25 protein-coding genes are annotated in these 25,579 nt (G+C 46.8%); 3 read left to right on the top strand and 22 right to left on the bottom strand.

What is annotated here, in order from left to right; genetic code table 11:
- Window positions 1-61: 61 nt before the first annotated feature.
- From G5B11_RS15920 to G5B11_RS15825, 20 genes are all read right to left on the bottom strand, one after another.
- On the bottom strand, window positions 62-1,000 hold the full coding sequence (locus tag G5B11_RS15920; RefSeq protein WP_055155776.1) for an ArdC-like ssDNA-binding domain-containing protein: 939 nt from the start codon (window positions 998-1,000) through the stop codon (window positions 62-64).
- Window positions 1,001-1,003: 3 nt separating this feature from the next.
- Window positions 1,004-1,843 carry a PcfB family protein gene (locus G5B11_RS15915; protein ID WP_055155775.1) on the bottom strand — a complete coding sequence of 280 codons (840 nt, stop codon included), beginning with the start codon at window positions 1,841-1,843 and terminating at the stop codon, window positions 1,004-1,006.
- A gap of 5 nt (window positions 1,844-1,848) precedes the next feature.
- Entirely contained in the window at window positions 1,849-3,135 is a 1,287-nt protein-coding gene (locus G5B11_RS15910) for a relaxase/mobilization nuclease domain-containing protein (protein WP_055155774.1), read from the bottom strand.
- A 3-nt stretch (window positions 3,136-3,138) separates the two neighbouring features.
- Window positions 3,139-3,447 (bottom strand): plasmid mobilization protein, encoded by a 309-nt coding sequence (locus tag G5B11_RS15905; RefSeq protein WP_015533354.1) that lies wholly within the window; start codon window positions 3,445-3,447, stop codon window positions 3,139-3,141.
- 126 nt (window positions 3,448-3,573) lie between these two features.
- A complete protein-coding gene (locus G5B11_RS15900) occupies window positions 3,574-3,951 on the bottom strand; it encodes a DUF3789 domain-containing protein (protein WP_055155772.1) in 378 nt (125 codons plus the stop codon).
- A gap of 142 nt (window positions 3,952-4,093) precedes the next feature.
- Window positions 4,094-4,417: a DUF7768 domain-containing protein gene (locus G5B11_RS15895; protein WP_019162195.1), complete on the bottom strand. Its 324-nt coding sequence runs from the start codon at window positions 4,415-4,417 to the stop codon at window positions 4,094-4,096.
- Between the two features lie 149 nt (window positions 4,418-4,566).
- On the bottom strand, window positions 4,567-5,379 hold the full coding sequence (locus G5B11_RS15890) for a DNA-methyltransferase (protein ID WP_242849661.1): 813 nt from the start codon (window positions 5,377-5,379) through the stop codon (window positions 4,567-4,569).
- Window positions 5,380-5,445: 66 nt separating this feature from the next.
- On the bottom strand, window positions 5,446-6,225 hold the full coding sequence (locus G5B11_RS15885; RefSeq protein ID WP_055155770.1) for a hypothetical protein: 780 nt from the start codon (window positions 6,223-6,225) through the stop codon (window positions 5,446-5,448).
- The gene (locus tag G5B11_RS15880; protein WP_055155769.1) at window positions 6,225-7,190 is read right to left on the bottom strand and encodes a DUF3991 domain-containing protein; all 966 of its coding nucleotides are present in this window, start codon (window positions 7,188-7,190) and stop codon (window positions 6,225-6,227) included. Before G5B11_RS15880 ends, G5B11_RS15885 begins: the two co-directional genes overlap by 1 nt.
- Window positions 7,190-8,350 (bottom strand): methionine adenosyltransferase, encoded by a 1,161-nt coding sequence (gene metK / locus G5B11_RS15875; protein WP_055155768.1) that lies wholly within the window; start codon window positions 8,348-8,350, stop codon window positions 7,190-7,192. Before metK ends, G5B11_RS15880 begins: the two co-directional genes overlap by 1 nt.
- A 445-nt stretch (window positions 8,351-8,795) precedes the next feature.
- Window positions 8,796-9,593, bottom strand: coding sequence for a class B sortase (locus G5B11_RS15870; protein WP_055155767.1), 798 nt, complete (start codon window positions 9,591-9,593; stop codon window positions 8,796-8,798).
- Window positions 9,590-10,087: a gamma-glutamylcyclotransferase family protein gene (locus G5B11_RS15865; RefSeq protein WP_081026291.1), complete on the bottom strand. Its 498-nt coding sequence runs from the start codon at window positions 10,085-10,087 to the stop codon at window positions 9,590-9,592. Before G5B11_RS15865 ends, G5B11_RS15870 begins: the two co-directional genes overlap by 4 nt.
- A 1-nt stretch (window position 10,088) precedes the next feature.
- Window positions 10,089-16,433, bottom strand: coding sequence for an LPXTG cell wall anchor domain-containing protein (locus tag G5B11_RS15860; RefSeq protein WP_173729024.1), 6,345 nt, complete (start codon window positions 16,431-16,433; stop codon window positions 10,089-10,091).
- Between the two features lie 85 nt (window positions 16,434-16,518).
- Window positions 16,519-17,469 (bottom strand): amidoligase family protein, encoded by a 951-nt coding sequence (locus G5B11_RS15855; RefSeq protein WP_081026292.1) that lies wholly within the window; start codon window positions 17,467-17,469, stop codon window positions 16,519-16,521.
- Window positions 17,470-17,474: 5 nt separating this feature from the next.
- Entirely contained in the window at window positions 17,475-18,776 is a 1,302-nt protein-coding gene (gene dcm / locus G5B11_RS15850; protein WP_179963262.1) for a DNA (cytosine-5-)-methyltransferase, read from the bottom strand.
- A gap of 75 nt (window positions 18,777-18,851) precedes the next feature.
- The gene (locus G5B11_RS15845; protein WP_055155765.1) at window positions 18,852-19,424 is read right to left on the bottom strand and encodes a hypothetical protein; all 573 of its coding nucleotides are present in this window, start codon (window positions 19,422-19,424) and stop codon (window positions 18,852-18,854) included.
- Window positions 19,425-19,642: 218 nt separating this feature from the next.
- The gene (locus G5B11_RS15840) at window positions 19,643-19,936 is read right to left on the bottom strand and encodes a hypothetical protein (protein WP_055155764.1); all 294 of its coding nucleotides are present in this window, start codon (window positions 19,934-19,936) and stop codon (window positions 19,643-19,645) included.
- Entirely contained in the window at window positions 19,924-20,832 is a 909-nt protein-coding gene (locus G5B11_RS15835) for a ParM/StbA family protein (RefSeq protein WP_158293346.1), read from the bottom strand. The genes G5B11_RS15840 and G5B11_RS15835 overlap by 13 nt, the downstream gene beginning before the upstream one ends.
- Before the next feature lie 127 nt (window positions 20,833-20,959).
- Window positions 20,960-22,288, bottom strand: coding sequence for a HEPN/Toprim-associated domain-containing protein (locus tag G5B11_RS15830; RefSeq protein ID WP_055182926.1), 1,329 nt, complete (start codon window positions 22,286-22,288; stop codon window positions 20,960-20,962).
- A 102-nt stretch (window positions 22,289-22,390) separates the two neighbouring features.
- Window positions 22,391-22,735: a hypothetical protein gene (locus G5B11_RS15825; protein WP_025577053.1), complete on the bottom strand. Its 345-nt coding sequence runs from the start codon at window positions 22,733-22,735 to the stop codon at window positions 22,391-22,393.
- A 131-nt stretch (window positions 22,736-22,866) separates the two neighbouring features.
- Here G5B11_RS15825 and G5B11_RS15820 point away from each other — a divergent pair, with 131 nt between their 5' ends.
- Complete coding sequence (locus G5B11_RS15820) at window positions 22,867-23,118, top strand: helix-turn-helix domain-containing protein (RefSeq protein ID WP_019162211.1); 252 nt, start codon at window positions 22,867-22,869, stop codon at window positions 23,116-23,118.
- Between the two features lie 51 nt (window positions 23,119-23,169).
- On the opposite strand, the gene G5B11_RS15815 is transcribed toward G5B11_RS15820, so the two are convergent.
- Both G5B11_RS15815 and G5B11_RS15810 read right to left on the bottom strand, forming a co-directional pair.
- Window positions 23,170-23,778 carry a DUF6664 family protein gene (locus tag G5B11_RS15815; protein WP_055056932.1) on the bottom strand — a complete coding sequence of 203 codons (609 nt, stop codon included), beginning with the start codon at window positions 23,776-23,778 and terminating at the stop codon, window positions 23,170-23,172.
- 286 nt (window positions 23,779-24,064) lie between these two features.
- Complete coding sequence (locus G5B11_RS15810; RefSeq protein ID WP_274603262.1) at window positions 24,065-24,907, bottom strand: ATP-binding cassette domain-containing protein; 843 nt, start codon at window positions 24,905-24,907, stop codon at window positions 24,065-24,067.
- 21 nt (window positions 24,908-24,928) lie between these two features.
- On the opposite strand from G5B11_RS15810, the gene G5B11_RS15805 reads away from it, so the two are divergent.
- Window positions 24,929-25,069, top strand: a complete 141-nt coding sequence (locus tag G5B11_RS15805) for a hypothetical protein (protein ID WP_021651320.1) — start codon at window positions 24,929-24,931, stop codon at window positions 25,067-25,069.
- Between the two features lie 3 nt (window positions 25,070-25,072).
- Window positions 25,073-25,282 (top strand): transposon-transfer assisting family protein, encoded by a 210-nt coding sequence (locus tag G5B11_RS15800; protein WP_128868158.1) that lies wholly within the window; start codon window positions 25,073-25,075, stop codon window positions 25,280-25,282.
- Window positions 25,283-25,579 lie beyond the last annotated feature (297 nt).

Here is a 25,579-nt window from a genome sequence, read left to right as displayed (position 1 = left end):
GAAATACGAAAAAAAGCCCAATTCTTTTTTAGAATCAGACTTTTTCAGTGCCCTTCTTTTATCAGCGTTCCGGGGACTTTTTGTTCTTGGCTGGTTTCTCTGATTTCTCCTCTGGGACGGCAAATTCATCGGGCATAAATTCCTGCTCACTTTTGCCGAGGTTGCGGTCTACCTGCTTGCCAATGGAATAGGCTGCGCTCTTTACATTCTGAATAAAGGAGCGGAGTTCTTTCGGATCTTTCTGTCCGAATGCCTGCATCTCGCATACCTTGTCAAAGGAAAAGCCGGAGACATCCACGCCATATTTCTGTGCTGTCACATACGCCGCACAATAAGCCTGTGCCGCTACCCCTGCCCGGCTGTAGCTTCCATCGTGATGGTCAAGAGATGCATACGCCAGTTCCCGGCTGATGGAATGGAATGTTGTATTTTCACTCATGCCGTTTCGGACATAGATCGTCCGCTGATTCGGGATATACTGTGCCTGTACCTTATCCGGCAGGTTGTCTGCGATCTGAATCCGTACCTCGCTGTCGGTCAGCAGTGCTTCCATCAACTGGTCCATCGGTTTTGGCTCCGCCTCTTCCGGCTGTTTGGTGCGAATCTGGCTGATGTCATAGGCTTTCTGGATGGAGTATCCCTGCTGGATGACACCATCCTTTTCGTATTCCTGTCCGACAATGAAGTTGTATCCCTTGCTTCCGGTCTTGACTACTTTGCCTTCTTCTTTCCATTTTTCAAAGGTCTTAATCTGCCGGATCTCCGGGTTCTGTGCATAGAGCAGGAACAGGTTGTCTGTCCTCTGTGGCTTACACTGTCCCATAAAATCAAGGAATCCTTTTAAGGAGTCCCCATTCTGGAAGATCTCCTGTGCCTTTCCATCGATCATGCCCCAGATTTCTTCCCTCTCCTGCTTTTTCTGTGCGGCATATTCCTCTTTCGATAGCCGCTGGGCGGACGGTTCCTGCGTGTCCTGCCCTAAAAATTTTGTCAGGTCCATCTTCTACCTCGCTTTCACCTTTCGTTTATTTCTCGCTTTCTTCTGCGTTTTCTTTGGTCCACGGTTCTTTTCCCGGCTCCGCTTCTGGGATTCCTCTGCTTTCTCCCGTTTGATGTTCTCCAGCTCCCGGCGGACACTGGGACGCTCCTGTTCCCTTGGCTTTGCTCCATCAGTCCCGTTTTCCTGCCCGGTAGAAATATTTCTGCTGTGCAAGGAAAAGCCGGACAGATTCTCTTCCCCCTCTTCCTGCACCGGGATAAAATTTTCCGATTCGGAAGACTCCTTTTCAGGATGATTCTGATTCTTCTCTCCTTGAGAAAAATCCATGTCACCGACCTGGAATGCTTCGTCCAGATCGCTGATCTCAAACTGCACCTCGCCCTCTGGCATCTGTACGATTTTCTGTACTGTTTCGGTTTCCGGTGCTTCCATTCCAGCGGTTACCTCATGGACAGCTTCCCCGACTTCACTTCTTACAAAATCAAGATTCATCTTATCCATAACCCGGTTGACCTTGGCTGCGTCATCCGCAAAGACCATGACCTCGCTCATCTCCGGGTTCTTTTTATCACGGATAATCACATAGAGCAACCCTCGCTTCCTGCCCTCACTGCAGAATTCACGCAAGCGGTCAGACGGCACAGTAAAGAACTTCAATGGCTTGTTCTCCTTTAACATCCGCACCATCCGGGTTCTGCCCCTCGTTTTCTTCTGGTCTTTTAATACGGCGGCAACAAATACCGCCAGATGCTTTGCCAGCGTACCCGAAAGTCTGAGCCCGTGGTCCACGCCGTCCAAGGAATACCGGACGATCTGATCCGCCGCATCGCCTCCATAATTCATACTGTTCACCTGCTTTCTGTTCTCGGTTGTCTGTTTTTCTCCGTCTGTTCTGCCTGTCTCTGGATCTGCTCTGCCAGACGCATCTTTTCTTCCATCTCTTTAGACTGCTGTTCGATCCGGATGCAAAGACGGATATCCTTCCGAAGCGGCCTCAGTTTTTCGGTGATCTGACCGATCCTAACACTGTCCGGTTCGCTCCGGTAGAGCCGCTTCCGTTCTTTTGTGAGTGCCTGCACCTGTTCTTCCAACGGGGTTCGGTATGCCATCAGTTCTTCACGGGTGGTAATCTGATACTTCTGAAGAAATTCCATCTGCTCGATCCTGGCATCCAGTTTTCGGATATCTGCCCGGAGCACTGGGGAGATTCTTTTCGGCTTCTGCTTTAGAACACCCATCTGATACAAATAGGAATAGTACAGGGCCTGTATCCCTTTTAACTTCTTTTTCGGGGGCTGGGAAGCTCCTTCTTTTCCAGCAGTTGTCCTGCTCTTGGGCTGTAAGATCCACTGCCGAATGCTCTCTTCTGAGTAATTCTTCCCAAGGCTCCGCAGACGGATATACCGTTCCATCCCCGGTGCTTTCAATGCGATGTACTTCCGATTCAGCTTCCACTGATATCCTCTCTGCTTCATCTGGTCCAGAAATTGTTTCCATGTGAAGCTTTCTGCCACCGCATCACGGATATCCAGACGGATCGAGGTTCTCCAGGTTGGCTTTCCGTCCTGTTCTGCCATCCACTGGGCATAAGATTTCCCTTTGCCATTTTTCGGTTCGATAACTGATAAGCCGTATTTCAGGCATAAGGCATCCGAAGTTTTCCGCACATCCTCGTAGTAGCTCCTGCTGTTACTATGGTACTTTTTCCCATCTTTCATGCTCACGGAATTAAACACGATATGGTTGTGGTAATGCTCCGTGTTCAAATGAGTGGTGATGACAGCTTCATATTTTCCCTGAAGGAGTCTTTCTGCCAGCTCCATGCCAATCTGGTGGGCAAGTTCCGGGGTGACTTCCCCTTTGGCAAAGCTCTGCACCAGATGGAAGCCCTGCACCCCGTCCATCTTGTTGTATCGTTTCTTTGTATCTACCATATCTTGATAAGCAGTCTCACAGACACAGCCAATGGCATTCTCAAAAATGGAACGCTCCGTCTTGTCCCGGTTCATTGCATATTGAATAGCTTCTTCCAGAGAGCCGGCACTTTGTCCTTTCTTTGTGGTCTTATCCTTGTTTCGAATGTAAGTAATGGAATTGTCCAGACGGCTGACCGGGATGATACTGGTGTATGCCATCGGCTACCATTCCTCTTTGACCAGCCTCCATGTCTCTTTCGTCATGCGGAGCATTTCCCGAATATTCTCTTCCCCTGCCATCCCACATCCATTGGCTACATGGGCAAGCTGATTGGCATTGTTGCACAGACCGGATACTTTCCTTAAAAGTTCGGTATGATGTTCACAGGGTCTTGCCCGGACTTCGCCGCCCATGACAATGGAACGGATGTATTCCTCACGGGACAGGCCGCTTTTTTCTACCTGCTCTTCCAGAAAACGCAGCTCCTTTGTATTGAGGCGGACTGGTATCACATGGTTTCTTTTTCTCATCTCTTCACCTGCTTTCCAACGGGTTATTGATCGTTTCCTTACATTTCACGGTTTTTCCAGATCAGGAATCCTGTCAGCACGCCAATGGCTACGGCTGCAGCAATAATCTTTTTCTTCATATAGGCCTCACCCCCTTTCCGGTACCCGGCACAGTTCCATCGGGGCAAGCATGATTCCTCTTTTCTCCATCTCTTTCGCAAATTCCAGAAGGTTCCATTTCTTCCCATCGATCATGGCAGATTCTGCATCCAGATAATGGCAGGTGGATACGTTCCGCTCTCCATTTGGGGCATTCTGCACAAGGCTCTCCCCGTCTGAAAGCCGGAACAGTTCCTGTCCCTGACTGTTTACAAAACAGATGCACACGCCGTGGTCAATGATCTCCTTTGGTTTCATCCGGCACCGCTCCAGTGCCTCATCCTCCCGTTTTCCTGAGATCAGTAAACACATTGCAAACACGCCCATTGCCCCTCCGGTCATTGTGCCAAGTATAAATCCTAACATTTCTTCGTTCTCCTTTCGTCTGTTTACGGCTCGATATGGGGGATTGGGGTTCTCCCCAAAGTGCGTTTGGATATCCAAACGCTATGCTTGCAAAACCAGTCGCATTTTGCTTCGTCCCCTCTGAACCTATCGTTTTTCGGAATTATTCGTTTTCTTTGATTTTGCTTAACCCATCCAGCGTGGTACAGATGATATGGAGTCTGTCAGCCATGCTGATCTCCGTGTTCATCGTCCCGGTGGTCTCTTTTCCGCAGACGACCACCATCCTGCACCGTCTTAAGATCTGATGGGACATTCTCCGCATAGCCTGCATATCCTCCGCATCCCCATCATCAAGGAATGGGGAAAAGCTGTACTGCGGACAGATCGGCACATATCCCAGTTCGTAGATCTTCCGGCAGTACCGCTGTACTTTGGTCTTTCCCTCTTCTGCAGAGCAGCAGACATAAGCAAGTGCCTGTTCCAATACGACCATCTCCTTTCCTGACCAGACAAGTTTCCTCTGCCCGGCGTTTTTCCAAAAAGAAACACCCACAAAGCATTCCGGCTCTGTGGATGTCTTGTGGACATCTGGATTCTTTTCTTCCTTTTTTCAGATGTCTGGCAGACATCCGGTTACTGTGGTTCTTTATTCTCTGCTCCTACCCCGGCTTCCAGTGCGATACGGACACGGTCGCTTCCCAGCTTATAATATGCATCCGTCACTTCGATGCCGACTGCCTGATAGCCCGACTCTGTCGCCGCAAGGATGGTCGTGCCAGCTCCGGCAAACGGGTCTAAGATCAGGCCGCCCGGCTCGCAGATCTGGATGACATCCTTCATCAGTTGGAGCGGCTTTTCTGTCACATGGATGCGGTTCTGGGGATTCCCATAACGGAACACACCCGGAAGACAGGACACCGGGCGGTTGATTGGCATCGGACCGTTGCTTCCCCACACGATGTATTCTGCCTGCTGGCGAAACCTGCCTTTTTGCGGACGGGAATTTCCTTTGTCCCAGACTGCAGTTCCTCTCCAGATCCAGCCTGCCCACTGAAGGGCATCGGTGATAGACGGGTACTGTCTCCAGTCAATAAAAAGGCAGATCGGAGCCCCTCTCTTGCAGGCTTTCCGCACATCGTACAGCCATTCTGCCATCCAGTGGGTCCAGGAACGCTGATCCTTGTTATCCCCATCAAAGTCCGGAAGGGCATTCTCTGCTTTCATGCTGCTATACTTCTGGTTGGTGGTGCGGTTGCGTTCATTCTGCTTGGTTCCCCCGGACGCATAGGGCGGATCGGTCACGACTGCATCAAAAATCCCCGGCTGGAATCCTTTTACCAGCTTTAAGGTATCCCCATGCAAGATACGCCAGTTCTCCCCTCCGGCAGACTCATCCGGCAGACAGTCCGGTTTTAAAAGATCTTCAAGTTTCAGGGTATTTCCCATAGGCATCATCCTTCCTCTTGCTTATTTCCCAGATTTCTCTGGAAGTGCTTCTATCTATGGAACTGCTCATCGGCAGGTATCCTCTTTTTTTGGTACTTCTTTTCTCGGTGTTCTGCGCTGTTCACGGTGATCCGACAGTTCGGTTTCCACATATTCGCTGATGATTCCCAGTGCTTCATAATAATTGCCACTCTTGTGGACACGGTCTGCCATCTCGTTGGCCTGTTCGGACATCCCGGCACATCTGAGCAATCTTGAGGCATCCCCAAGGATTGAGAAAATATTTCCGTCATGCCCTAAGAGCTTCAGCTTCGGACGGGACGGATTTGGTTTCGGCTGCTGTTCCTGCATCTCGTTTTCTGGTGCTTTCACCTGTATCTGGAAATCCGAGCCGGCACCGACATAGAAATGTAAGTATAATTCACCGCCGTCTACCTTGATCTCCCGTTGTTCCAGACTTTCTCCCCAGCCATCGCTGTACTGGCCTCTCAGATACTGCCCCACCACACGGTATTCCTCTGGTGTCAGATTCTCCCGGAGTGTCAGGTTTGCACAGCCATATAAAACACCATCCTGTTCTTTTACCGCCATTGTAATGCGTTCCACTTTTTCCTTAATGTCCTTATTTCGGTCAAAATAATCAATCAGGTTGCATGGCTGGTTGTCAGGCATACCGAGCCGGTTGATCTCGTCAACCTTTTCTGCTATAGATGGCTGATACTGCACCAGGTCAGGTCCTTCCAATGGTTCCGCATCATCCAGATCCACAATATCTGAATAGTCCGGGATAAACTCTGCCATCAGAGGGGACAGCATTTCCACTTCTATTTTTTCTTTGATAGGCATCACCTCACTTCCTTTCTCTGCCGTTTCTCCGGTGTTCGGGCAGCCATCTTTGCCATATCTGCCCAGTCTGCCCCTTCGATCTCCGGCAGGTTCTCGATGATCCGATAGCTTCCCTCGTAGGCTTTTCGGATATGTTCACACGCCCACCGTCCGGCAAAGTCATTGTCGGTACATACTTCAATCTCGGTAATCTCCGGGTGCTGGGACAGAAAATGTTCCAGTGCCTGCGGCTTTTTCATACTCCGCTGGCTCTGCCCTTCTTTTGGTGCACTGATCCCGCCAAGCTCCAGACGGTACTTATCCCGGCTTCCCTGTTCCAGTGTCATGTGCGCCAGCACATCCACACAGGCTTCATAAACGGCAACCCGTCTGCATCCTGTTTGTGCCGGAACACAAAAAGCGTATGCCTTTTCGCTTCCAGCCTGTTCCATCTTAAAAGCCTTTCCGCTGGCATCGTAAATCCCACGCAGGAAAGCATATCTTGCCACCTGATTTTCGTCCCGGCCTACGAACACAGCATTGTGATAGGGCAGGCTCTCATAGAGGATTTCCAGATGAACACACTGCTGTAAGACCTCTCCACTGATTCCGCGCTCTTTCAGATATCGGAACACCCTGCGGCAGTCCGGGCTGGCTGGCGGCAGGACAAACAGCTTTTTGGGCTTTGTCTCCACAGGCGGAGGGATGTAGGTGGGATACTCATCTTTCAGCATTTGCACTGCCTCCAGAAAGGAACACCCATCTACATGGATCAGGAAATTTAAGGCACTGGTTCCCCCGATATCTCTGGATTTCCAGTGCCACTGGCTGGTGAGCTCGTTGATTTTAAAGCTATCGTGGTCTGTCAGCTCCCATTCATTTCTGGCTGAAGATTTTTTCAGGCGGTTCGGCTGGTATTTCTTCAGGTACTCAATGGCGGTGATTTCCCTTGCCCGTTTGATCTCTTCTTCCGGAATCCACGGCATTACATCACGGTATCCCGGAGCTGCTCTGCCTTATCCGTTTTCTCCCACGGGAATTCCTTTCTTCCAAAATGCCCGAACACGGCACTCTGTCGGTAGATTGGCCGCTTCAGGTGCAGGGTGTCACAGATCTGGCTTGGGGTAAGCCCGAACACCAGAGGGATCGCTGCAGCGAGGCAGTCATCCGCACAAATCTTTCCGGTTCCAAAGGTATCCACCTGCACCATGACTGGCTGGGCAACCCCGATGGCATAGGCAAGGGACACCTGACATCGGCTGGCAAGTCCGGCAGCCACCATGTTTTTGGCGATGTAACGAGCCATATACGCCCCGGATCGGTCAACTTTGGAACAGTCCTTCCCGGAAAATGCACCGCCGCCATGCGGTACCAGGCCACCGTAGGTATCCACCATCAGCTTCCTTCCGGTCAGTCCGGTGTCTGCATCCAGACCTCCGCACACAAATCTGCCCGATGGATTAATCAGGATCTTGGTATCCTCATCCGGCGGCAGCATGCGGAGTGCCGGGCGCAGCACTTTCTCCCGGATCTCATGCTCCAGCTTCCGAAGGGATTTTTCCTTTTCATGCTGACAGGACACAACGACCGTATCCAGACGGACAGGTCTGTCATCTTCATATTCCACGGTCACCTGTGCTTTTCCGTCCGGCAGGATTCCCATGATATATCCGCTTCTACGGCTTGCAGACAGTTCTCTTACGATGCGGTTCGCCAGAACTACTGGCATCGGCATAAGCTGCGGCGTATCATCGCAGGCGTATCCCACCATGATTCCCTGATCCCCGGCTCCATTGGCAAGTCCGCTCTGAACAGAAACAGTCCCTGTCCTGCGTTCTCTGGAACGTTCCACTGCCCCGGCGATATCCGGACTCTGTTTGTGGATGAGGGCATCCATATGGATTCCATCTGCTTCATAGCCTGCACTCTCCAACACCTTTCTGACGATTTCAAACACCTGTGGCTCATATCGGCTGGTGATCTCTCCTGCCACAATGATGTTCCCTTTAGTAGCCAGCACTTCGCAGGCCACCTTGGAATTTTCGTCCTCTTTCAGACACGCATCCAGAATACTGTCTGCAATTAAGTCGCAGAGCTTATCCGGATGTCCTTCCGTTACGGATTCTGCTGTATAAAATCGTTTCATAATTATTACCATCCTTTCCAACGAGTCAAAACTCGCTGCTCGTTATAAACTAAATAGATCCAGCAGAAAGCACTCCTTTTTGGAACACTTCCTGTCGGATCTGGATTATGAACTGTCTCACATTCTGCACTTTTCTAGTACGTTCAGACACTTTTTTCCACCTGAATACTACCAACACACACCCTTACATAATCCCCCTGTTTTGAACACTTCCCAGTCTGTGCGGTCATCATTTGTCTCATTTTCTACACTTTTTGGGGGCTTTCAGACACTTTTCGTTAGAGCATTCGCTGATATTCCGTAGAGTATTTACCAAAGTTTCCACTTTTGAACACATTTTCCATCTGAATACACCTGGCATACACCCTTTATATACTCCCCTGTTTTGAACACATCCCTGCCCATGCGGTCATTATTTGTCTCATTTTCTGCACTTTTCGGGTACTTACGAACACTTCTGACTCCACACTGCCCCGGAAACCGGCACCGCCAGGACGATATTCCTGGCACCGCTCCATTCATATGAACACGTGACGAGCGTCAAAACCTTATCGTATATACACTTCAGGTAATCATCTCCGGTTTCGAACACTTCCCTCCGCTTGGCTACTTTTAGGTACTCTTGCACGGCCACCACATCTGGAAGTTTCTGCTGGAACGGGAACAGATTCCGGTCTGCTTTCAGTACCGTGACAATCTTATACTCCTGAATGCCGTCCTCTGTCTGAAGATAAGCAAAACGATGGGCGTTATAATAATCTTCCCCTGCATATAAGTCCAGGTTTCCGAACATCGCCCCGCTGTTCATGTTGTGACCGTAAATGATGAGATTCCTGCTTTCGGACACTTTACAGTCTGCCTGTAAAAACAGGCTTCCGTTGATGTCATATTCCTTTTTGTAATTCCGTTTCAGGTAAAACTCCCCATTCTCCTGTTCGGACTGAAGCACCGGGTAATCAATCCCGGTATCCGGTATGGTCAGCCATCCCTGCACATCCGGGTATTGTTCCTGGAGAGAAACAAGGTCTACCGCAGCCACCGGGCATTTTCTCCCAGCTGGTTGGTCTTTCTTTTCAGAGCCTGAGGCTCCCGGAGCTTCCGGCTCCGGGAAATTCCCTTTCAGCTCTGCCACCAGCTTTTTGTTCTCCATTGGGAGATATACCATATGGTAAAGCAGGAACCCGGCACTTAAGAAAAGTGCTGCAAGGCATACCGTTTGAAAAAGTTTTTTCGCGATTTTCATCGTTCCTGTCCGGCTTTCCTCTGCTTCTTTGGCCGGCTTTTCTGCGTCTGTCCCGGCACAGGCGGTTTTCTGGCTGCTTTCAGGATCGGCTCTGTCGGAATCTGGTTCTGTCTGCAGCCCTTTAAGATTCCGGTCAGGTACGACCGTCCGGGCGGATTAAAGTTCTGCATGTAATCTTTTGTCATGATATAGACAATGGCTTTGATCTCTCTTCCGCCTTTATTCTTGACGGTGATTTCCTGTTTGTCGTAAAAATCAGGATAGCCTTCATAAAGATCCAGGCTCTTTTCGCAGTCCCCGGTCAGTGACCAGAGGACGCCGTCCACATGGCTTCCCTCTTCCGGGAAGATGGTGGCAAGACCGCTTCCTGCGGCTGCAAAGGTCAGCCGATACCCCTCCAGGCGGACGGTTTCTACCATCTCCGCCTTTGGGCACCGATATGCCATCTGGTCCAGATCCATGTTGCTTCCATACGCAAAATATAATTGTTTCAGCCTATCTGCCTCCTTTTTTCTTCTTTCTTCTGGATGCCACACCCATGCCGATCAGACCGCCTGTGGAAAGGATCAGGCACAGGGCCGGAAACCAGAGGTTGGTGTCATCGCCTGTTTTCGGGTTACTTACAGACGGGGTGTCCTCCGGCAGCTTCTCGTTCGTCACTTTCTGGATGACTTCAATCACTGGGGTTTTGTCATCTACATAAGTAAATGTCACTTCATGCTTGGTCTCATCCATCTGATATCCTTCCGGTGCTTTGGTCTCAACCAGATAATAAATGGCTGCCTTATCAAATTTGCCATCCTTATAAGTTCCGATTGCAAGCAGTCCGCTGGTTGCATGACCGTTTTCATCAGTGGTCAGGGTTTCTACCACTTTGCCATCGGCATCCCTCAATTCAAATTCCGCACCTTTCAGTGCAGCTCCGGTATCCTTGTCCGTTTTCTCAATGATCAGACGTCCCTTTGCGGTATCATCTTTCATGGCTACCTTCTGGATCTCTGCGGTGTCTGCCACCTCGAAGGTGATCTCTTCCGAAACGACATAACCGTTTGGAGCCTGCTCTTCTTTCAGGGTGTATTTACCGATTGGAAGTTTTTCGATATAATGCGGCTCTTTACCGGAAGTCCAGGTTTCTACGATATTGCCATTTTCATCTGTGATGGTCAGTTTGGCTCCTTCGATCTCATTATCTCCGGTAATATCCGTTTTGCTGATCTCCACTTTGGTCACATCATCTTCCATTACCTGTTTCTGGATCTCTACAGTATTCTCCACGGTGAATGTGATGCTTTCCGCAGTGGCATATCCATCGGCTGGCTTGGTTTCTGTCAGGGTGTACGATTTTCCTACAACCAATTCTTTGATGATGTGCGGCTCCTTGGTGGATGTCCATTCCTCAACAACAGCCCCGTTTTCATCCGTCAGCTGTAATCTGGCTCCCGGCAGTTCCTCGCCTGTGGTCAGATCGGTTTTGGAAAGTTCCACGGTTGTCGGCTCATCTTCAAATACGAACTCATAGGACACTTCTGCTTCTTTGTCTCCCTGGTACTCAAAAACAAATTCCTTTTCTTCTCCGGTGGTGACAAATCCATCCGGTGCATACAGCTCCTTCACATAATAGGTTCCGTCAATCGGCAGGTCTGCAATAAAGGAAATCTTTCCATCTACATCTGTTGTTTTTAACTCGATCAGGGTATCTGCTTCCATCAGCACCTTTCCAGATGCGGACAGGATGTCGTTCCTAGTGTACAATCCAAAGATGCCGCCTTTTAATACACGGTCGGTATCCTTTTCTTTCTTCAGGACGTTCACTTTCACCTTCTGGCGGTTGTTCTGCCAGTCCTCATCGTATACGACAACCGGGGTATCCTGATCGCGGTAGGAAAGATCTACATATCGTGGTTCTTCATCCAGGATATAACCATATGCTGTGCCTACCTCTTTGACATAATATTTTCCAACCGGAAGGTCAGATACTTCTGCAACACCGTTTGCATCGGTAGTTACAGTTGCTACCAGTTCGTCCTTGGAATAATAGTCCGGGCTTACGCCATCAGCTGCTTTGATATCTTCGGCAGCACGGATTTCGAAGGTAACGTCTGTCAGGCTTCCTGTAATGTACTCAAAGAAATGTTCCACAACACCTTTGACGTTATCCAGCAGGGTGATCTTATCGAGGAATTCGCCCTTCTTGTTTACGATCAGCAGTGCTTTCGGTACATGGTCCTGCATTTCCACTTTCTGTATTTCTGCGGTATCCTCGATGGTGAATTTCACATCCGTAGTCTTTAAATAACCAAGCGGTGCAAGGGATTCACGGAGGATATAGGTTTTTCCAACAGTCAGATATTTGATCACATGAGGCTCATCCTTTACGGAAGTCCAGCTGTCGATCACGTTTCCATCCTCATCCAGAACAGAAAGGGATGCTCCGTTCAACTCCACGCCTGTTGTCAGATCGGATTTTGTCACCTCGATGGTCGTCGGCTGGTTCTTCTTAATCGATTTCAGTTTAATGGTTTGGATGTCCTGTCCCCGATAGGTGGCATCAAATTCCAGTACCTCATCAGAGGATACAAAACCGTCCGGTGCAGAAATTTCTTTTACATAATAAGTTCCAAGCGGCAGGTCCAGGGTGAAGTGTGCCTGTCCCTTTTCATCGCTTGTAATCTCCTGTAATAAGGTGTCCGCTTTCACGATTACATTGTCACCGGATTTGATCTCATTCTTATTATAAAGACCAAAGACGGCTCTAGCTACCACGCTTCCGGTTTCTGCATCCTGTTTTTCCACGGTGATGCTTACCTTCTGGCGTTCATTGGTAAATGTCACTTCTTCGTCTACAACCGGGGTATCCTGTCCGACATAGGTAAAGGTTACCTTTTCTCCTTTGGCATTCCAGGTGTATCCTTCCGGTGCTTTTTTCTCTTCTACACGGTATTTTCCGAGCGGAAGATTCTCGATTACGGCACTTCCGGTTTCATCGGTCGTTACCGTTGCCACCAGTGTGTCCTTGGCATATTCCAGATAACGGTTGCCGTTCTCATCTGTCTGATGGTCTGCGGTATAGATATCCTCGGAGGCGTAAACTTCAAACACGGCTCCTGCAAGGCTGGCTTCCTCATAAGTAAAGTCTTTATCAAAACCTTTGACTACTTCGCCTTCTTTGCGGATGGTCAGTCTGCCCTTAGCTGGGTGGTTCTCAAAATCCACCTCGATGATCAGGTCACCGCTGACCGGATCTTCCTGGTATGCGGTATCACTGTCTACCTTGATTTCCACGGTATTGGTGCTGTGGGTATATCCATCTGGTGCAGTCACTTCTTCGATGCGGTAATTTCCACAAGCCAGATTCTGTGGCAGGATCAGGTATCCGTTTTCATCCGTAAAATAGGATTTATGTACCGTAGTGGATGGATAAGTAGTCACTTGTTCTACATATTTCTTGTTATCCAGATCGTATACTTTAAATTCAGTATTCGGAACCAGAACAGATTTCTTTGTCTCGTCATCTTTTTTGACGATTTTTAATTTTGCTTCAAACTCTTCGTCCAGAAGCACACGCCATACCTGCGGTTTCTCTGGATTGTTCTCTGAAATCACAACTTTGAAATCATCAACTGGTTTGAAGTTGTGCGGTGTGGTGTTTTCTCTTACAATGTAAGTCCCGTATGCAAGCGGAATGGAGCATGTATATCCACGCTCATCCGTGAACATTTCTGTCTGTCCGTCTGCAGTCAGCACGACCGGAGTAGCGGATGTAAAATCATAGGAACCGTCCTTATTTTTCTTCAGGCTGCTCTCCAGATATGCACTGAATCCCACACCTTTTAACAGATCGGCATCGGTCTTTCCGTTGTTGGCGGCTTTGATGACCTGAAACGGCTGTTTGATCACATCTTCCAGAGAAGTTACGGTACGTTCTACCGTCTGAACCAGATCTCCCTCGTCATTACACTCCAGATCATGTTCTCCCGGGTCTGCCAGATATCCGACAGGCGGAGTCAGTTCTTTAACGTAATACTTTCCGAGATAGAGGTCTGCGACTTCTGCATTTCCCTCTGTATCCGTAGTCAGGGTTGCAATCTGTGTTCCTGCCGGGTAAAGAACACCTGTCTGTCCATCTGGATGTACGATATCTTCACGGGCATACAATCCGTAAACAGCACCCTCAAGGGTTGCATCTCCCTGTGCGGTCTTTCCGGTTTCGGAATCCTCTTTTACCAGTTTGATCTTCGCATTGATCCGCTCATTCTGGAACGTATGGTTGAAAGAAACCGTTGCCTCTTTGTCTGTTGTGTACTGGAAGGTAAAGGAGTACACATCCTCGCCGTTTCTCACATATCCAGCTGGTGCACCCAGCTCTTTCATGTAGTAGCTGTTGGCTATCGGCAGGTCTGCCTGATATACGGCTTTTCCGTCTGTTCCGGTCACTGCTTTCTCAATGAGAGTATCTTTCTTGACCACAATGGTTCCGTCCGCTGCTTTGATGTCATTTCCGGCATACAGACCATAAGTGCCGCCCGGAAGGTATTTCCTGGTTTCCTTATCCTGCTTGTATACACTTACGCTTGCTTTCTGGCGGTCATTTTTGAATGTCACGCTTCCCATGACCTTTTCTACGTTGCTTCCAGCATAGGAAATGGTGATCTCCTGGCTTTCGCCTGTGCATACCAGATTTTGTGGTGCCTGCATTTCTTTTACTACATATTTCCCCAGATATAGATTATCCAGTGTGGCACTTCCGTCATCTCCGGTGGTAAGTCCGGCTTTGACTAATGCGTCTTTTTTGTAGACTACTGTTCCGTCTGCGGATACAATGTCCGACGCGGCATAAACGTTATAAACCGCACCTTTCTGTTTCTGCTCGGTATAAACAAAGGAAACACCATCATCAGTTACCTTTGCCCCAGTCAGAACTTCTCCTAATTTATAAACAGTCAGGCTTGCCATCTGTTCAGCATCAGTAACGGTCTGTTTTACAGTGCCGCCGATGACCAGGTTCACATCGTAAGCCTTAGTGTCCAGCAGGTATCCGTTTGGTACGGAGATCTCTTTCAGGTATACGGTATCCTGTGTTTTGGTGATCGTAACGCTGGAAGCTCCGTTGTCATCTGTGGCCGGCATCTTTGTGATCAGGTTCTTTCCATCCTTGTCACTGTAAACGCCATAAACTGCACCTGCGATGGCTTTGTTGCTCTTACGGTCTTTCTTTACGATCTCCAGAGTTGCCTGTTTTACCCATGATACTTTAAAATCTACATATTTCTCATCGGTCACACCCTCGCCAAATACCAGGGCAAGGTCCTGTGTCTCGCTTCCGGTTGTGATCTTATAAGCGGAATAATCTTTGATGATGCTTCCCTTCATGGTGACAGACCATTCCCCTTTGACATCCACTGCCTGTGTCAGCGGTGCAGATAAGTAGAATTTGGTACCGCCGCAGATCTCCACGGATGCACCTGCACTGCTTGTTTTTCCCGTTGTCACATTATGCAGTCTGACACCGGACGGCAGTTTCATGGTGATGGTCTGCAGTTCGGATGCCTTGAAGGTGATCTCTTCGGTTCTCTGGCTGTTGCCACTGATATATGCGGTAACATCTGCATTGGAGAAACTCATGTCCACTTCCGGGATCTCCGGCTGGCTCATGCAGTAATTGTAGAGTTCCATTGCCAGAGCCTGTCCGGTTGCATTCGTACCAGAAAAAGCGTCACCGCTGTTATTTGCATAGGATGCTGCCAGATGGACAATGATAAACTGTTTTCCGGCTGAAAAATCAGGATGTTTCTCAGAAAAAAATCCATTTTCACCGGATGCTTTGGTTCCGTAGTAGCACACTTTTGCCAGTGCTTTGCTGTCACCCAGTTTGGTGATCTTGTAAACACCATCCCCAGGTCCCGCTTTGGATGGCTGCACACAGTAGGCAGTTGCAGACACATTTCCAAATTTAACGGTATATTTATAGGTTACATAGGAGCCCAGACCGTAGTCTGCATAATAGTATGCAGTCCCTCTTGTCACATCCACGTCCTGGGTTGCTCTTGTACTGGTATTGACTGCGGTGAATGAAACGGTTTCCCCATCTTCCATTGCTATCAGGTCAATATCCTGTTCCCCTGCCTGCTCCAGAACATCGCTGAGTGTCAGCCCGGATTCTGCATCGGTTGTATTTTCCGTTTCGGATTCCTCTAATGCGGCATCAAACTCGGATTCAGAAAGTCCATCCTGAAATTCGGATTCTTTTTCTTCCGGTTCTTCTGTCTCCGCTTCCTCTGTTTCAGATTCAGCTGTCTCCGGCTCAACAATTTCTGTCTCTACAGGCACTGTCTCAGTTTCTTCCTGCGAGGCAGCTTCCTCATCATCAGAACCTGTATCCTCTTCGGTAACTGCCTGTTCTGTCTGCGGTTCACTCTGAGCTGCTGTCACAGGCTCTTTTACGATCAGATTTCTCCCAATCTGATAAACCGGGTGGTTCTGGTTGACTGGCTCCACATAATAAACGGCATGGTAAGTGTCTGCATAGCTGGTGCTGAAGTTCTCCCCGGCGTCATTCTCTGCTTTCTGGAATATCACTTTGACTTTGCTTTCGTCCTTAATTTCCAAATTTGTAAAATCCGTGGAAACATCAAAGTCCTGTCCGACTTCCAGCTCCAGATCGGTGGCTTTTACCACTTCCTCTTCATCCAGCAGATCCTTTACACATTCATATGCTGGCGGTTCTACCGCTTTTGGTTCTTCTGAAGCATAAACGGTCAGTGGTGAAATGACTGCGGATAAGATGGTAACTGCGGCCATCATCCCGGAAAGGATCCTCCTGAATCGATATTTATTCTTCATGTTTTCTACCTCTTTCTTCTTTTTCTTCATTTAGCATAAGAACAGCCGGATGTTCCCACCCGGCCTGTCTGTTCTCATTATTCTGTTACCTTACATCGTCTGTCCGTCTTGGATTCTGCAGACAGGCATAGGTACTTTTGTCATACCGCCATGCCTTATCCCCGTCCAGATTGGCAAGCAGATGCTTCCGCACATTTTTGTATTCGTCCCCGATCAATCCGAGGCGAAGCAGAAAGGTGCGGAACGTAAATGCCGGGTTATCCCCTATTTCCGTCTTTTTTGCATGGGTACAGGATTGGTTGATCGCCTGTGCGGATATGGCAAGTGCCAGTGTGATATTCGACCGGACTTTTCCTGCATGGAGGGTGCTTTCAAAACAGCGCCATTCCAGTGTTCCCTTGGAAAAAACAGCGTGTAGGTTTAATGCATAATACCTTGTCCAGTTGTAATGCTCGGAGCTTCCGTCATTTCCCTCATACCATGCCCTTTTGAATTTTTCCATTGTGATAGTGCTGTTGGGCATCCTGCGGATCTTCTCCAGTACCATAGGACGGACTTTCTGGCAGTACTCATCTTCCCTTCTGGTCTGTACATTCAAGGCTTTGAACAGGATATCCTCTTTGCAGTACATAATCGTCAATGCATTTTTCAGACTCCGTGGTGTATGATTGGATGCGTCCACATGGACATGCATGCCACAGGATGAATTGACAAAAGCACCTGCGTTTTTGACACACCGCACCACTTCCTGGAGTTTCCCCATTTCCGAATATTCCAATTTCGGGGATACCATTTCTGTCGAATAATCTCCATCGGCATCTATTACAGTACCATTTGCCAGCCTTTCACAGTCGATACTGCTGTCCCTTGAAAATTTCCACGTTTTTCCATCTGAATCTTTTACACACCAGGAATCGTAAGAACGGATATGATATGGCTCTGTTCCGAACATTCTTCCAATCGCAACAGCCGCATCATAGCGGCTGATACCTGTCATCTCAATCTCTGTACCAAAATACTGGTCTTTTAGGTCGATCTGCTTCACCCACCCTTCGCTTCTGGAACAGGTGAGCCGCTTTGGATCTCTTCATCTACTGCTTTCAAATTTCTGCCTATTGCTTCAATGACATTGACAGTGACACCATTACCGGCCTGCTTGTAAAGCTGGTTATCCGATGTTTCTTTTTCCATCTTAGAAATCTGACCATCCCGGTATCCCTGCAGCCGCAGACACTCCCTTGGCGTCAGCCTGCGGATTCTGCCGTGGTAAATCACTCCATGACGGTCAGTTGCCGTAATGGTGAACATTGGCTCTTCCGGTTCTTTCATCCTTCTTCCATTCTGGCGGACTTTTTCCCTGGCCGGTGTCAGCACTGCCCTTGGCGGTTCTTCCACCAGCACCCCGGAACTTTCGCCCCTGTGGTTATGGATGCTGGAATCCTGTCTGGTATTCAGACATCTTGCAACGTCTGTCACCAGCGGCGGAGGGGAGATATCTACAAAATGCAGTGTTCCCTGCTGGTTTCCGGTCGTCAGGGTATGGGCGATCTCATGCCCGACTCTTCCCCTGCGGCTGTTGATTCCCGGATATCCGAGATCGATGCTGTCCCCCTCGTAGGCCATCTTGTATCCTTTTCGGGTGTTTTCCTTGATTGGGATACCGACTTCGTATAATCCGGTCTTGCCGCCCATACCACCAGCCCCGCTGGTCAGCGTGCAGCTCAGTCCTTCTTCTGCGTAGACTCTTTCTCCCTGTTTGCCAGCATGGACTTGTATAAGAGCTGTTCCATTTGCTTTTGGGAAAGGTAATATTTTTCCGGCACATCTTCCATCAAGATATCCGACAATATACACCCGCTTCCTTGACTGGGGGACTCCGAAATCCTTGCTGTTAAGCACTTTCCATTCGACATGATACCCCAGTTCAGATAGCGTACTGAGGATGGTGTGAAACGTCCGCCCTTTGTCATGCGAAAGCAGACCGGGTACGTTTTCAAGGAGAAAATACGCAGGTCGTTTGTCTGCAACCAGTCTGGCAACTTCAAAGAAAAGGGTTCCTCTTGCATCGGCAAATCCTTCCCTTCGTCCAGCGATTGAGAATGCCTGGCAAGGAAATCCCGCACATAAAAGATCAAAGTCCGGCATTCGTTCTGTTTCAATATTTCTTGCGTCATTGCAGAACCACTCTCCTTCCGTATCAAACAGCACCCGGTAGTTGTGGTCTGCATATGCATCTGCTTCACAGTGTCCGACACAGGTGAAGCCCCCTGCCCTGTGCAGCCCCTCTCGGAATCCTCCGATTCCACTGAACAGGTCAAAAAATCGAATTGTTCCGGCTATCAGCCTCCCTTCGCTGTGAAAAAAACAGTGCAGATTTCTCTGCACCGTTTCCGTCTCTTGGTTTCTGTTTTGTGATGTCTATTCTTCTGATTCCGCTTCCTCTGGCTCAGATTCTTCTGCTTCTTCGGTTTCCAGTTCTGTTGGCTCTGCTTCCGCTGGCTCTTCGTTTTCTGGCTCTGTCGGCTCTTCATCTGCTTCAGCTTCGTCCGGTTCTGTCATTTCTCCGTCTGTTTCAGCTTCCAGTGCTTCTGTCTCAGGCTCTTCTGCTTCAGGTTCTGCTGACTCTTCATCCGGTTCTGATTTCGCAGTCTCAGGATCTTCCATTTCTGTTTCTTCGGCTTCCTCTGACTCTGCTTTCCATTTGGCTTCTTCTTTTTCGATTGCATCTTCGATAAGCCCGATTAAGAAGTCTTTCTGTTTCATGCCATTCCTGGCGAGGACTGCTTTCAGTCTGGAAAATAAATCCTCGGTTACCTGTACTGCTACTGTTCTTAAATCTGCCATGTTCGTCTTTTCTCCTTTTCTTGTCATGTGTTCTTCGATTACCATTTCAAGGTATTTTGGTATGCTGATTCCTAACTCTTCGACTTCCAGTTTTAGCTTTTCATGCAGCTCTACCGGAATTTTTCCGCATATGTTTTTCATCTCCATTGTGTTCGTTCTCCTTTCTTTTTTCTACATACAACATACCCTAAAACGTGACAGAAAGCTATTCACAATACCCAACGAATATGAGGCTCTCAAAAGCTCCCAAAGGATGCAGATCCAATAACATTCAATAGGCATCACCCCTTTCAAAAATCCGTGATTTATACTAATTTGACTGCTTGAAATTTGGCTATTTTATCACCAGGAAAGACTTGACTTTTTCAGAATGCATCCTCAAGCCCGGAGAGAAAATCCAGCATCTGGGACGGGATTTCTTCCTTTTTTGAAACCCTCTCCCCGGAGCCAGAAATGGAAACACCTGCCAGTTCTTCCCGGATTGCCTGCCGGATGCTTTTCTCCAGCTGGTTGTTTTCCTGATCTTTTAAAATCACCTGAACAAGATAGCTGCTCTTCTGTCCATCTGGAACACTTTGCAGGATCTCCCATGCCTTTTTGTGATCTGGGTTATCAAGGTTCAGGCGGAACGAGAAAACGGGTCTCTTTACTTCGCGCACATCTGCCCCACAATCCGCTCATAGCCGGAAGCATTGGCGTGTATGTCTGTCAGGTAAATCTGCCGACACAGCCTGTCCTGCGGTGTCACGTGCCGTTTCAGAATGCTGGCTCCGCCGCCCATGATCACGGACGGAATTGCCTTCAGATCGAACCCGGCTTCCATAATTGCAGACAGTATTTTCTCCGTGTAGAGCCTTCCCTGCCGGACAATGATTTCTTTTGCGGCCGGGTCCATGCTGCAGCTCTGGCCGTTCAGAACACGTTCGATCTGAATATCCGTTACAGACAGTCCGGTATTTCTGCGTACCTGCTCGGTGATCTCATCCACACACCGGATCACACCAAGTTCCAGGCTGCGGCAGGTAGCGGCATTTGGAACACTGTTGTCCAGCCGCATCAGGTCTACGGTCCAGCCACCGATATCTGCGAGAAGAACAGAAGGCTCGTCCCGAACACATTCCGGGTGAAGAGCCAGGGCAGAGTATCCCTGTGGGAACAGTTTTACATCCTGAATCCGGATCTCATAGCTCTCATCCTCGTACCGGAAACGCAGAGGCTGCTCTTTCCGAAACAGATATTCCCGGAACCCTTTTTTCTCCCTGCCAAAACTTGCCAGTGGGAGGCCGGCTGCCAGAACCACATCTGTTTTCCTCTCTCCCCGGCGGTAGCGGATCTCCTGTGCAATGGCTGCCATTGTCAAAAGATAATAATTGTCATTGGAAGTCTTGCTTCTCACCAGCGTCTGCCGCCCAGTTCCACACACATAAAATTTCCCATTGTACTGCAGGACATTCTGCATGGTATACGGCTCATAATCGTACCCGGTCAGTCCAGTCGGGAAACACACATGGGGAGTTTTGATGGCATAATATCCATGATCGATTCCTATAATGATAAGTCACCACATCCTTTCAGGTTTTTCTTGTTCTTTTCCAGCAGGTGGTCTTTTGGTCTGGAAAAAGAAAAAGGGCAGAACCCCGAAGAGCCCTGCCCATGATATTTGCATTAGTTTACGTTGCTATTTATTGTTCGTTATTAAAAGCGAATACTATTGTTTCTAGTAATTTTTTCATATTTTTCCATTCTTCTGTTTTAAAAACTTCATCACCTCTCTCAATTTTATTACGCATTTCATGAAACTTATGCTTTATATCATCTTTATAAGAAATCACTCCTTGATATAATGCTTCTTCAACATTATTTTTATTTCGTATTCGTTTTCTCGATTCCCATTCAATTGGATAATAGTTCCCACCAGTTTTTATAATGGAATCTGGCAAATACAATTCAATAGAAGCAGCTTTCTTGTTAATGTCATCAGGCACAATTTTCCCATTAGGTGCAATAGTTGGGTATTTATGAAACATTGTAATTTCTGGATATAATAATATTCTAAAATTTGCCGGCCAGTTTTTTATTTCATTTAATAATGAGCATTTACTAGAATATCCCTCTGCATCATTATCAAAAATTGCAATAAAATTTGCTCTAATTTTTGAAAAATAAAAAGTTTTAAGATTTTTTATTACATATGATGTTCCTCCATCTCTTTTTCCACCAGATTCATCACTGAAATCCATAAAATAAAATAAATCTGAAAGATGAGGATATAACTGTGACATCGCAAATTCTAAAATATCTTTATCGCTTGACCCTTCAACAAGAACAATTGTTTTTGAAACGTTCTCTGTCGCTGCTAGTGCTTTGGGAATACAATCATCTGCCCAATTATCCAAATTTGAGAAATCCAATATTATCTCCATATCATTTGCACAATATTCTAGTATAAGTCTGTATACATATTTATAATTGATTATTTCAGGATTTAAAGCATAAAATGATTCGCTATCCTCATCTTTCAAAGAATAAAATATAACTTTGTCACACTCTGTTGTAATATTAACCTCTGAAAGTGTTCCTCCAAATTGTATGTTTCCATTTGCAAGTTCATAAGAAACAATTTTTTTCATTGCATTTTTCCATTTTTTTAATGAAACATTTTTCTTAATCCGAATTTCATTATTCTTGTCCTCTTCATCATAATCTCCCTGTAAATGATACAAAAAAGATGAGTAGTCTACTGCTTGAACCATTTCATCATTAAATATTTTTTCAAAATTATTAAGTCCAAATCCCTGTGCATCTAAGCGTTCTTTTGCACGCCGAACAGTCGTCCTATACATATATTTAGTGTATGTTCCGGCATCTTTATCATCATCGTCTATATTACAATTATTTACTACAATAAGGTCATTTTTTGAAAAAAACAGACTAACGATTTTGCTATCCAAATAGTTTCTAAACCAATGTAATGATAAATTTCCAATTACTATATCTGCATATTCACTCATAATTAGCTTCACACCTTTTCGCTTCATTATTCTTTTACAAATTCATAAAATACAAATCTGCTCTATTGATAATGATATCACAAAAATGTTCTACTGCATATTTTAATTCAATTTTTGAATCCACTCTCTGCTTTCTTTGGGTGCATTTTTACAAAAATTCTGCATCCACATTTTATGCAAGCTAATTTCTGATTCTGTATTTCCTATGTTTCCAACACAGCCCCCCATTTCCTGAAGTGCTTCCAGACAATCCCATTCCTTTTTGAACTCTCCTGCAAATTCCATCCACACTTTTATATGGTATTCCTTAAAACCAAAATGGTAAATCAAGTAGGTCAACCTGTCAAAATCAGCTAACGGCATTTTTTCTTTTTTCAGCAATAACCTTTTATCATGCTCGCTGCATAGATATAAAAATGCAAGCTGTTCTATCTTTGCCTGCTCCATATATTTCTCCCTTCTCTTCTACTTTGTCTCACTTTTACAACCGATTCTACCTTGTCCAATCGTTAAAATCAATACAGATGGTGCAAAAAGTGAGACAAGCCATCCTTTTACCAGAGAGGAAGAGATTTAAAATGCCAAAGCCAAGGACACAGTCTGGTGAGAAGAATCTGATCAGCCAACGGTTGATTGAGCTTCGCAGGACTCACAATATGTCTCAGCGTGATCTTGCCTATAAACTCCAGTTAGCTGGTTACGATATGGATAAAAATGTAATCACCAGAATCGAAACAAACAAGCGTTATGTCACTGATCTTGAATTAAAAGCCATTGCTGAAATCTTTCAGGTTTCATACATATTTCTCATTGATGGCAAAGACGAATAGAAGTGACAAATGGGGAAGTTCAATCGTGCTTCCCCATTTTATCCGTCCTTATTACAGATTCAGTAGTTCTAAGATTTTCTGCATACCGGCCTGATATAAAGATTCCGCATATAATATCCATCTTTCACTGACTTCAGTAACATATGCGTCTATCGTTTTTCGCTTTTCTTTTGCTAATCCCATTGTCTGAACCTGTTCTTCATATTTTGATATTTTTTCCAGCATTCCCTGGTACGCTATATTTTCTTTCAGCTGTTCTTCGATCTCATCAATCCAGGTATCCAGCAGCAATTCCAGCAGTTTCTGTGTGTCACCGTCATCCTTTCCCAGTATTGCTTTTTTTATTTTCCCCAGCATAGCTCCATAAGAAATCATTTGAGCCTGTCCCATATAAAAATGGTACTCTTCTTCTATCATTTCCTTTTCGCTCTCCAGTTGGAAATATCGATGTACTGCCTTATGCTCTTCTTCCGTTAGGCTGATTGACTGATTCGTCTCCATAAATGTTTCTATCACTGGATACTTTTCTGTAAATTCCAGTATTTTCTTTTGCAGTCTCTGGTATTCCGCATTATGCTTTTTCAGATAGATACATACCTGTTCTCCTATCCGTATCCCCAGACATTGCTCGTTCCAGATGATATCTGGCTGTACTGACATATCGTTTTCTCCTTTCTGTATCGTTTCCCTGTTCCAAGCACAAGACTATACCACACTTCTGGAAGAAAGCTATTCAGCAGATCTACTGAAATGACCTGGTCAATACTGTGCAATCTGTTCTTTCTCTATAATAAAAAACGGCATGGAAGAATCCTATTCTTTCATACCTACTACCTGCTTCTATATTCAACTAGATACACATTCTTTTCCATTATCTGTGTATCATGTACCTATTTTCCTCTAAGAGTAAACTGGATACACTCTATACACGCCTACCATCTATACCTCATTTTACATCGAAAATAAACAGCTTTTTTCCACCCATAACTGCCTGGCAAATAGCAAGCCTTTGTCTTTGTCCGCCAGATAATATCATCGGATGATATTCTGCATACTCTTCTAAGTCAAATTTTTCAAGCAGTTCCCTGATTTCCTGTTCGGAAGCGTCTTCATTTGCAAGCAGGCATTCATTTTTCACACTATCTGAAAACAACTGATGATTGACTTCCTGCATGACCATCCCGAACAGTTTGGTCCGGGCCTTTTCCGACAGCTTTTTCCCTTGATACAGAATCTCGCCGCCTTTGGGCTTAAGCAGACCGCACAAGCAATTGCAAAAAGTAGATTTTCCGGCACCGTTTTTCCCTGTGATACCGATGATGTCTCCCGCTCTTGCAGATAAACTAATATTCTGAAAAATCATCTGTTTCTTTCTCTTAAAGGAAAGATTGCACACCTTAAGCTCTGCATTTTCCAAGTCACCGGAAATTTCCGGAATCTGTATCTGTTCCGGCACTATACGCCTTAATCCCAACTGTTCCCGCTCTGAATCTGACAAAGTCCTGAACTCCGATGGTGTAAATTCCCGTTCTATATGTCCATCTTTCATATAAAGAATTCGGTCTGCAAATTGCTGAACCCAGGAAAGTCTGTGCTCCGCCACAACTACCGCATGCCCTTTTCCCTTAATTACCCTCAGTCTTTCACTCAACCGTTTGATTCCTGCCATATCAAGATTTGCCGACGGCTCATCCAACACATAAATCTGCGGATTCATGGCATATACTGATGCAAACGCAAGAAGCTGTTTCTCACCACCTGACATGGAAAATACATTTCGGTCTTCCAGCTTCCCTATGGGGTATATGCCATGATTAACAAAGATGAGCGCCGTGATGTGAGTATTCGCAAGCCCCGGCCATCTATCCGCAAGCAGCTTGCCGACAGCAAACAGGCCACCAGCCCGAAAAAGGCGGCGGCCAGAACCAAGAAAAATGAATTGGAGGTATGAGGAATGATGCACTTTACCGTGGAAGAAGAAAATTTGATCTGTATGTACCACAACGCAGACCGACGCAGGACGATAGGCAAGATCACCGCAGCCATGCCGGGTATGGACGGGGATATGTGGACGCTGGCCCAGCAGACCCTTTCCAAGCTGAAACGTATGACGGATTCTGACTATGACAGCCAGAAATTCTATTTCACAGACGAGAACGAATAAATAACAGCAGACGCCGGGCGCGGCGGCCATGTGGCCGCTTGCGTCCGGCGTCTTTTCTTTGTATGGCAGAAAAATAAACCACCTGCTCGGCAGGTGGAGGGAGTAGCTTTAGCTTCAAGTAAAAAACCTCCTGTGATAATATAAAAGTGGGTCCGCAAAACTCACATAATATTATCAAGGAGGTATCCAAAATGGATAAGAATAGTTTAAGCCATACAACATGGGAATGCAAGTATCATTTAGGTGCGACCTGCGGTCGTTGCTTGAAGTGCGCGCATGCGCTATCACCTCCATTCG

Origin of the sequence: Blautia glucerasea (assembly GCF_013304385.1) — a bacterium.
GTDB classification, from domain to species: Bacteria; Bacillota; Clostridia; order Lachnospirales; family Lachnospiraceae; genus Blautia_A; species Blautia_A ammoniilytica.
The sequence above is the reverse complement of the archived record's forward strand: the minus strand, read 5'-3'. Positions and strand labels throughout refer to the sequence as shown.

Bases quoted from the DNA above. Each gene is read 5' to 3' on its own strand.
- G5B11_RS15845 (WP_055155765.1), bottom strand. From the start codon at position 19,424: ATGGAGATGAAAAACATATGCGGAAAAATTCCGGTAGAGCTGCATGAA.
- G5B11_RS15815 (WP_055056932.1), bottom strand. From the start codon at position 23,778: ATGTCAGTACAGCCAGATATCATCTGGAACGAGCAATGTCTGGGGATA.
- G5B11_RS15910 (WP_055155774.1), bottom strand. From the start codon at position 3,135: ATGGCATACACCAGTATCATCCCGGTCAGCCGTCTGGACAATTCCATT.
- G5B11_RS15800 (WP_128868158.1), top strand. From the start codon at position 25,073: ATGATGCACTTTACCGTGGAAGAAGAAAATTTGATCTGTATGTACCAC.
- G5B11_RS15905 (WP_015533354.1), bottom strand. From the start codon at position 3,447: ATGAGAAAAAGAAACCATGTGATACCAGTCCGCCTCAATACAAAGGAG.
- G5B11_RS15805 (WP_021651320.1), top strand. From the start codon at position 24,929: ATGATTAACAAAGATGAGCGCCGTGATGTGAGTATTCGCAAGCCCCGG.
- G5B11_RS15920 (WP_055155776.1), bottom strand. From the start codon at position 1,000: ATGGACCTGACAAAATTTTTAGGGCAGGACACGCAGGAACCGTCCGCC.
- G5B11_RS15820 (WP_019162211.1), top strand. From the start codon at position 22,867: ATGCCAAAGCCAAGGACACAGTCTGGTGAGAAGAATCTGATCAGCCAA.
- G5B11_RS15870 (WP_055155767.1), bottom strand. From the start codon at position 9,593: ATGAAAATCGCGAAAAAACTTTTTCAAACGGTATGCCTTGCAGCACTT.
- G5B11_RS15900 (WP_055155772.1), bottom strand. From the start codon at position 3,951: ATGTTAGGATTTATACTTGGCACAATGACCGGAGGGGCAATGGGCGTG.
- G5B11_RS15890 (WP_242849661.1), bottom strand. From the start codon at position 5,379: ATGGGAAATACCCTGAAACTTGAAGATCTTTTAAAACCGGACTGTCTG.
- G5B11_RS15885 (WP_055155770.1), bottom strand. From the start codon at position 6,225: ATGCCTATCAAAGAAAAAATAGAAGTGGAAATGCTGTCCCCTCTGATG.
- G5B11_RS15915 (WP_055155775.1), bottom strand. From the start codon at position 1,843: ATGAATTATGGAGGCGATGCGGCGGATCAGATCGTCCGGTATTCCTTG.
- G5B11_RS15825 (WP_025577053.1), bottom strand. From the start codon at position 22,735: ATGGAGCAGGCAAAGATAGAACAGCTTGCATTTTTATATCTATGCAGC.
- G5B11_RS15830 (WP_055182926.1), bottom strand. From the start codon at position 22,288: ATGAGTGAATATGCAGATATAGTAATTGGAAATTTATCATTACATTGG.
- G5B11_RS15880 (WP_055155769.1), bottom strand. From the start codon at position 7,190: ATGCCGTGGATTCCGGAAGAAGAGATCAAACGGGCAAGGGAAATCACC.
- metK (WP_055155768.1), bottom strand. From the start codon at position 8,350: ATGAAACGATTTTATACAGCAGAATCCGTAACGGAAGGACATCCGGAT.
- G5B11_RS15860 (WP_173729024.1), bottom strand. From the start codon at position 16,433: ATGAAGAATAAATATCGATTCAGGAGGATCCTTTCCGGGATGATGGCC.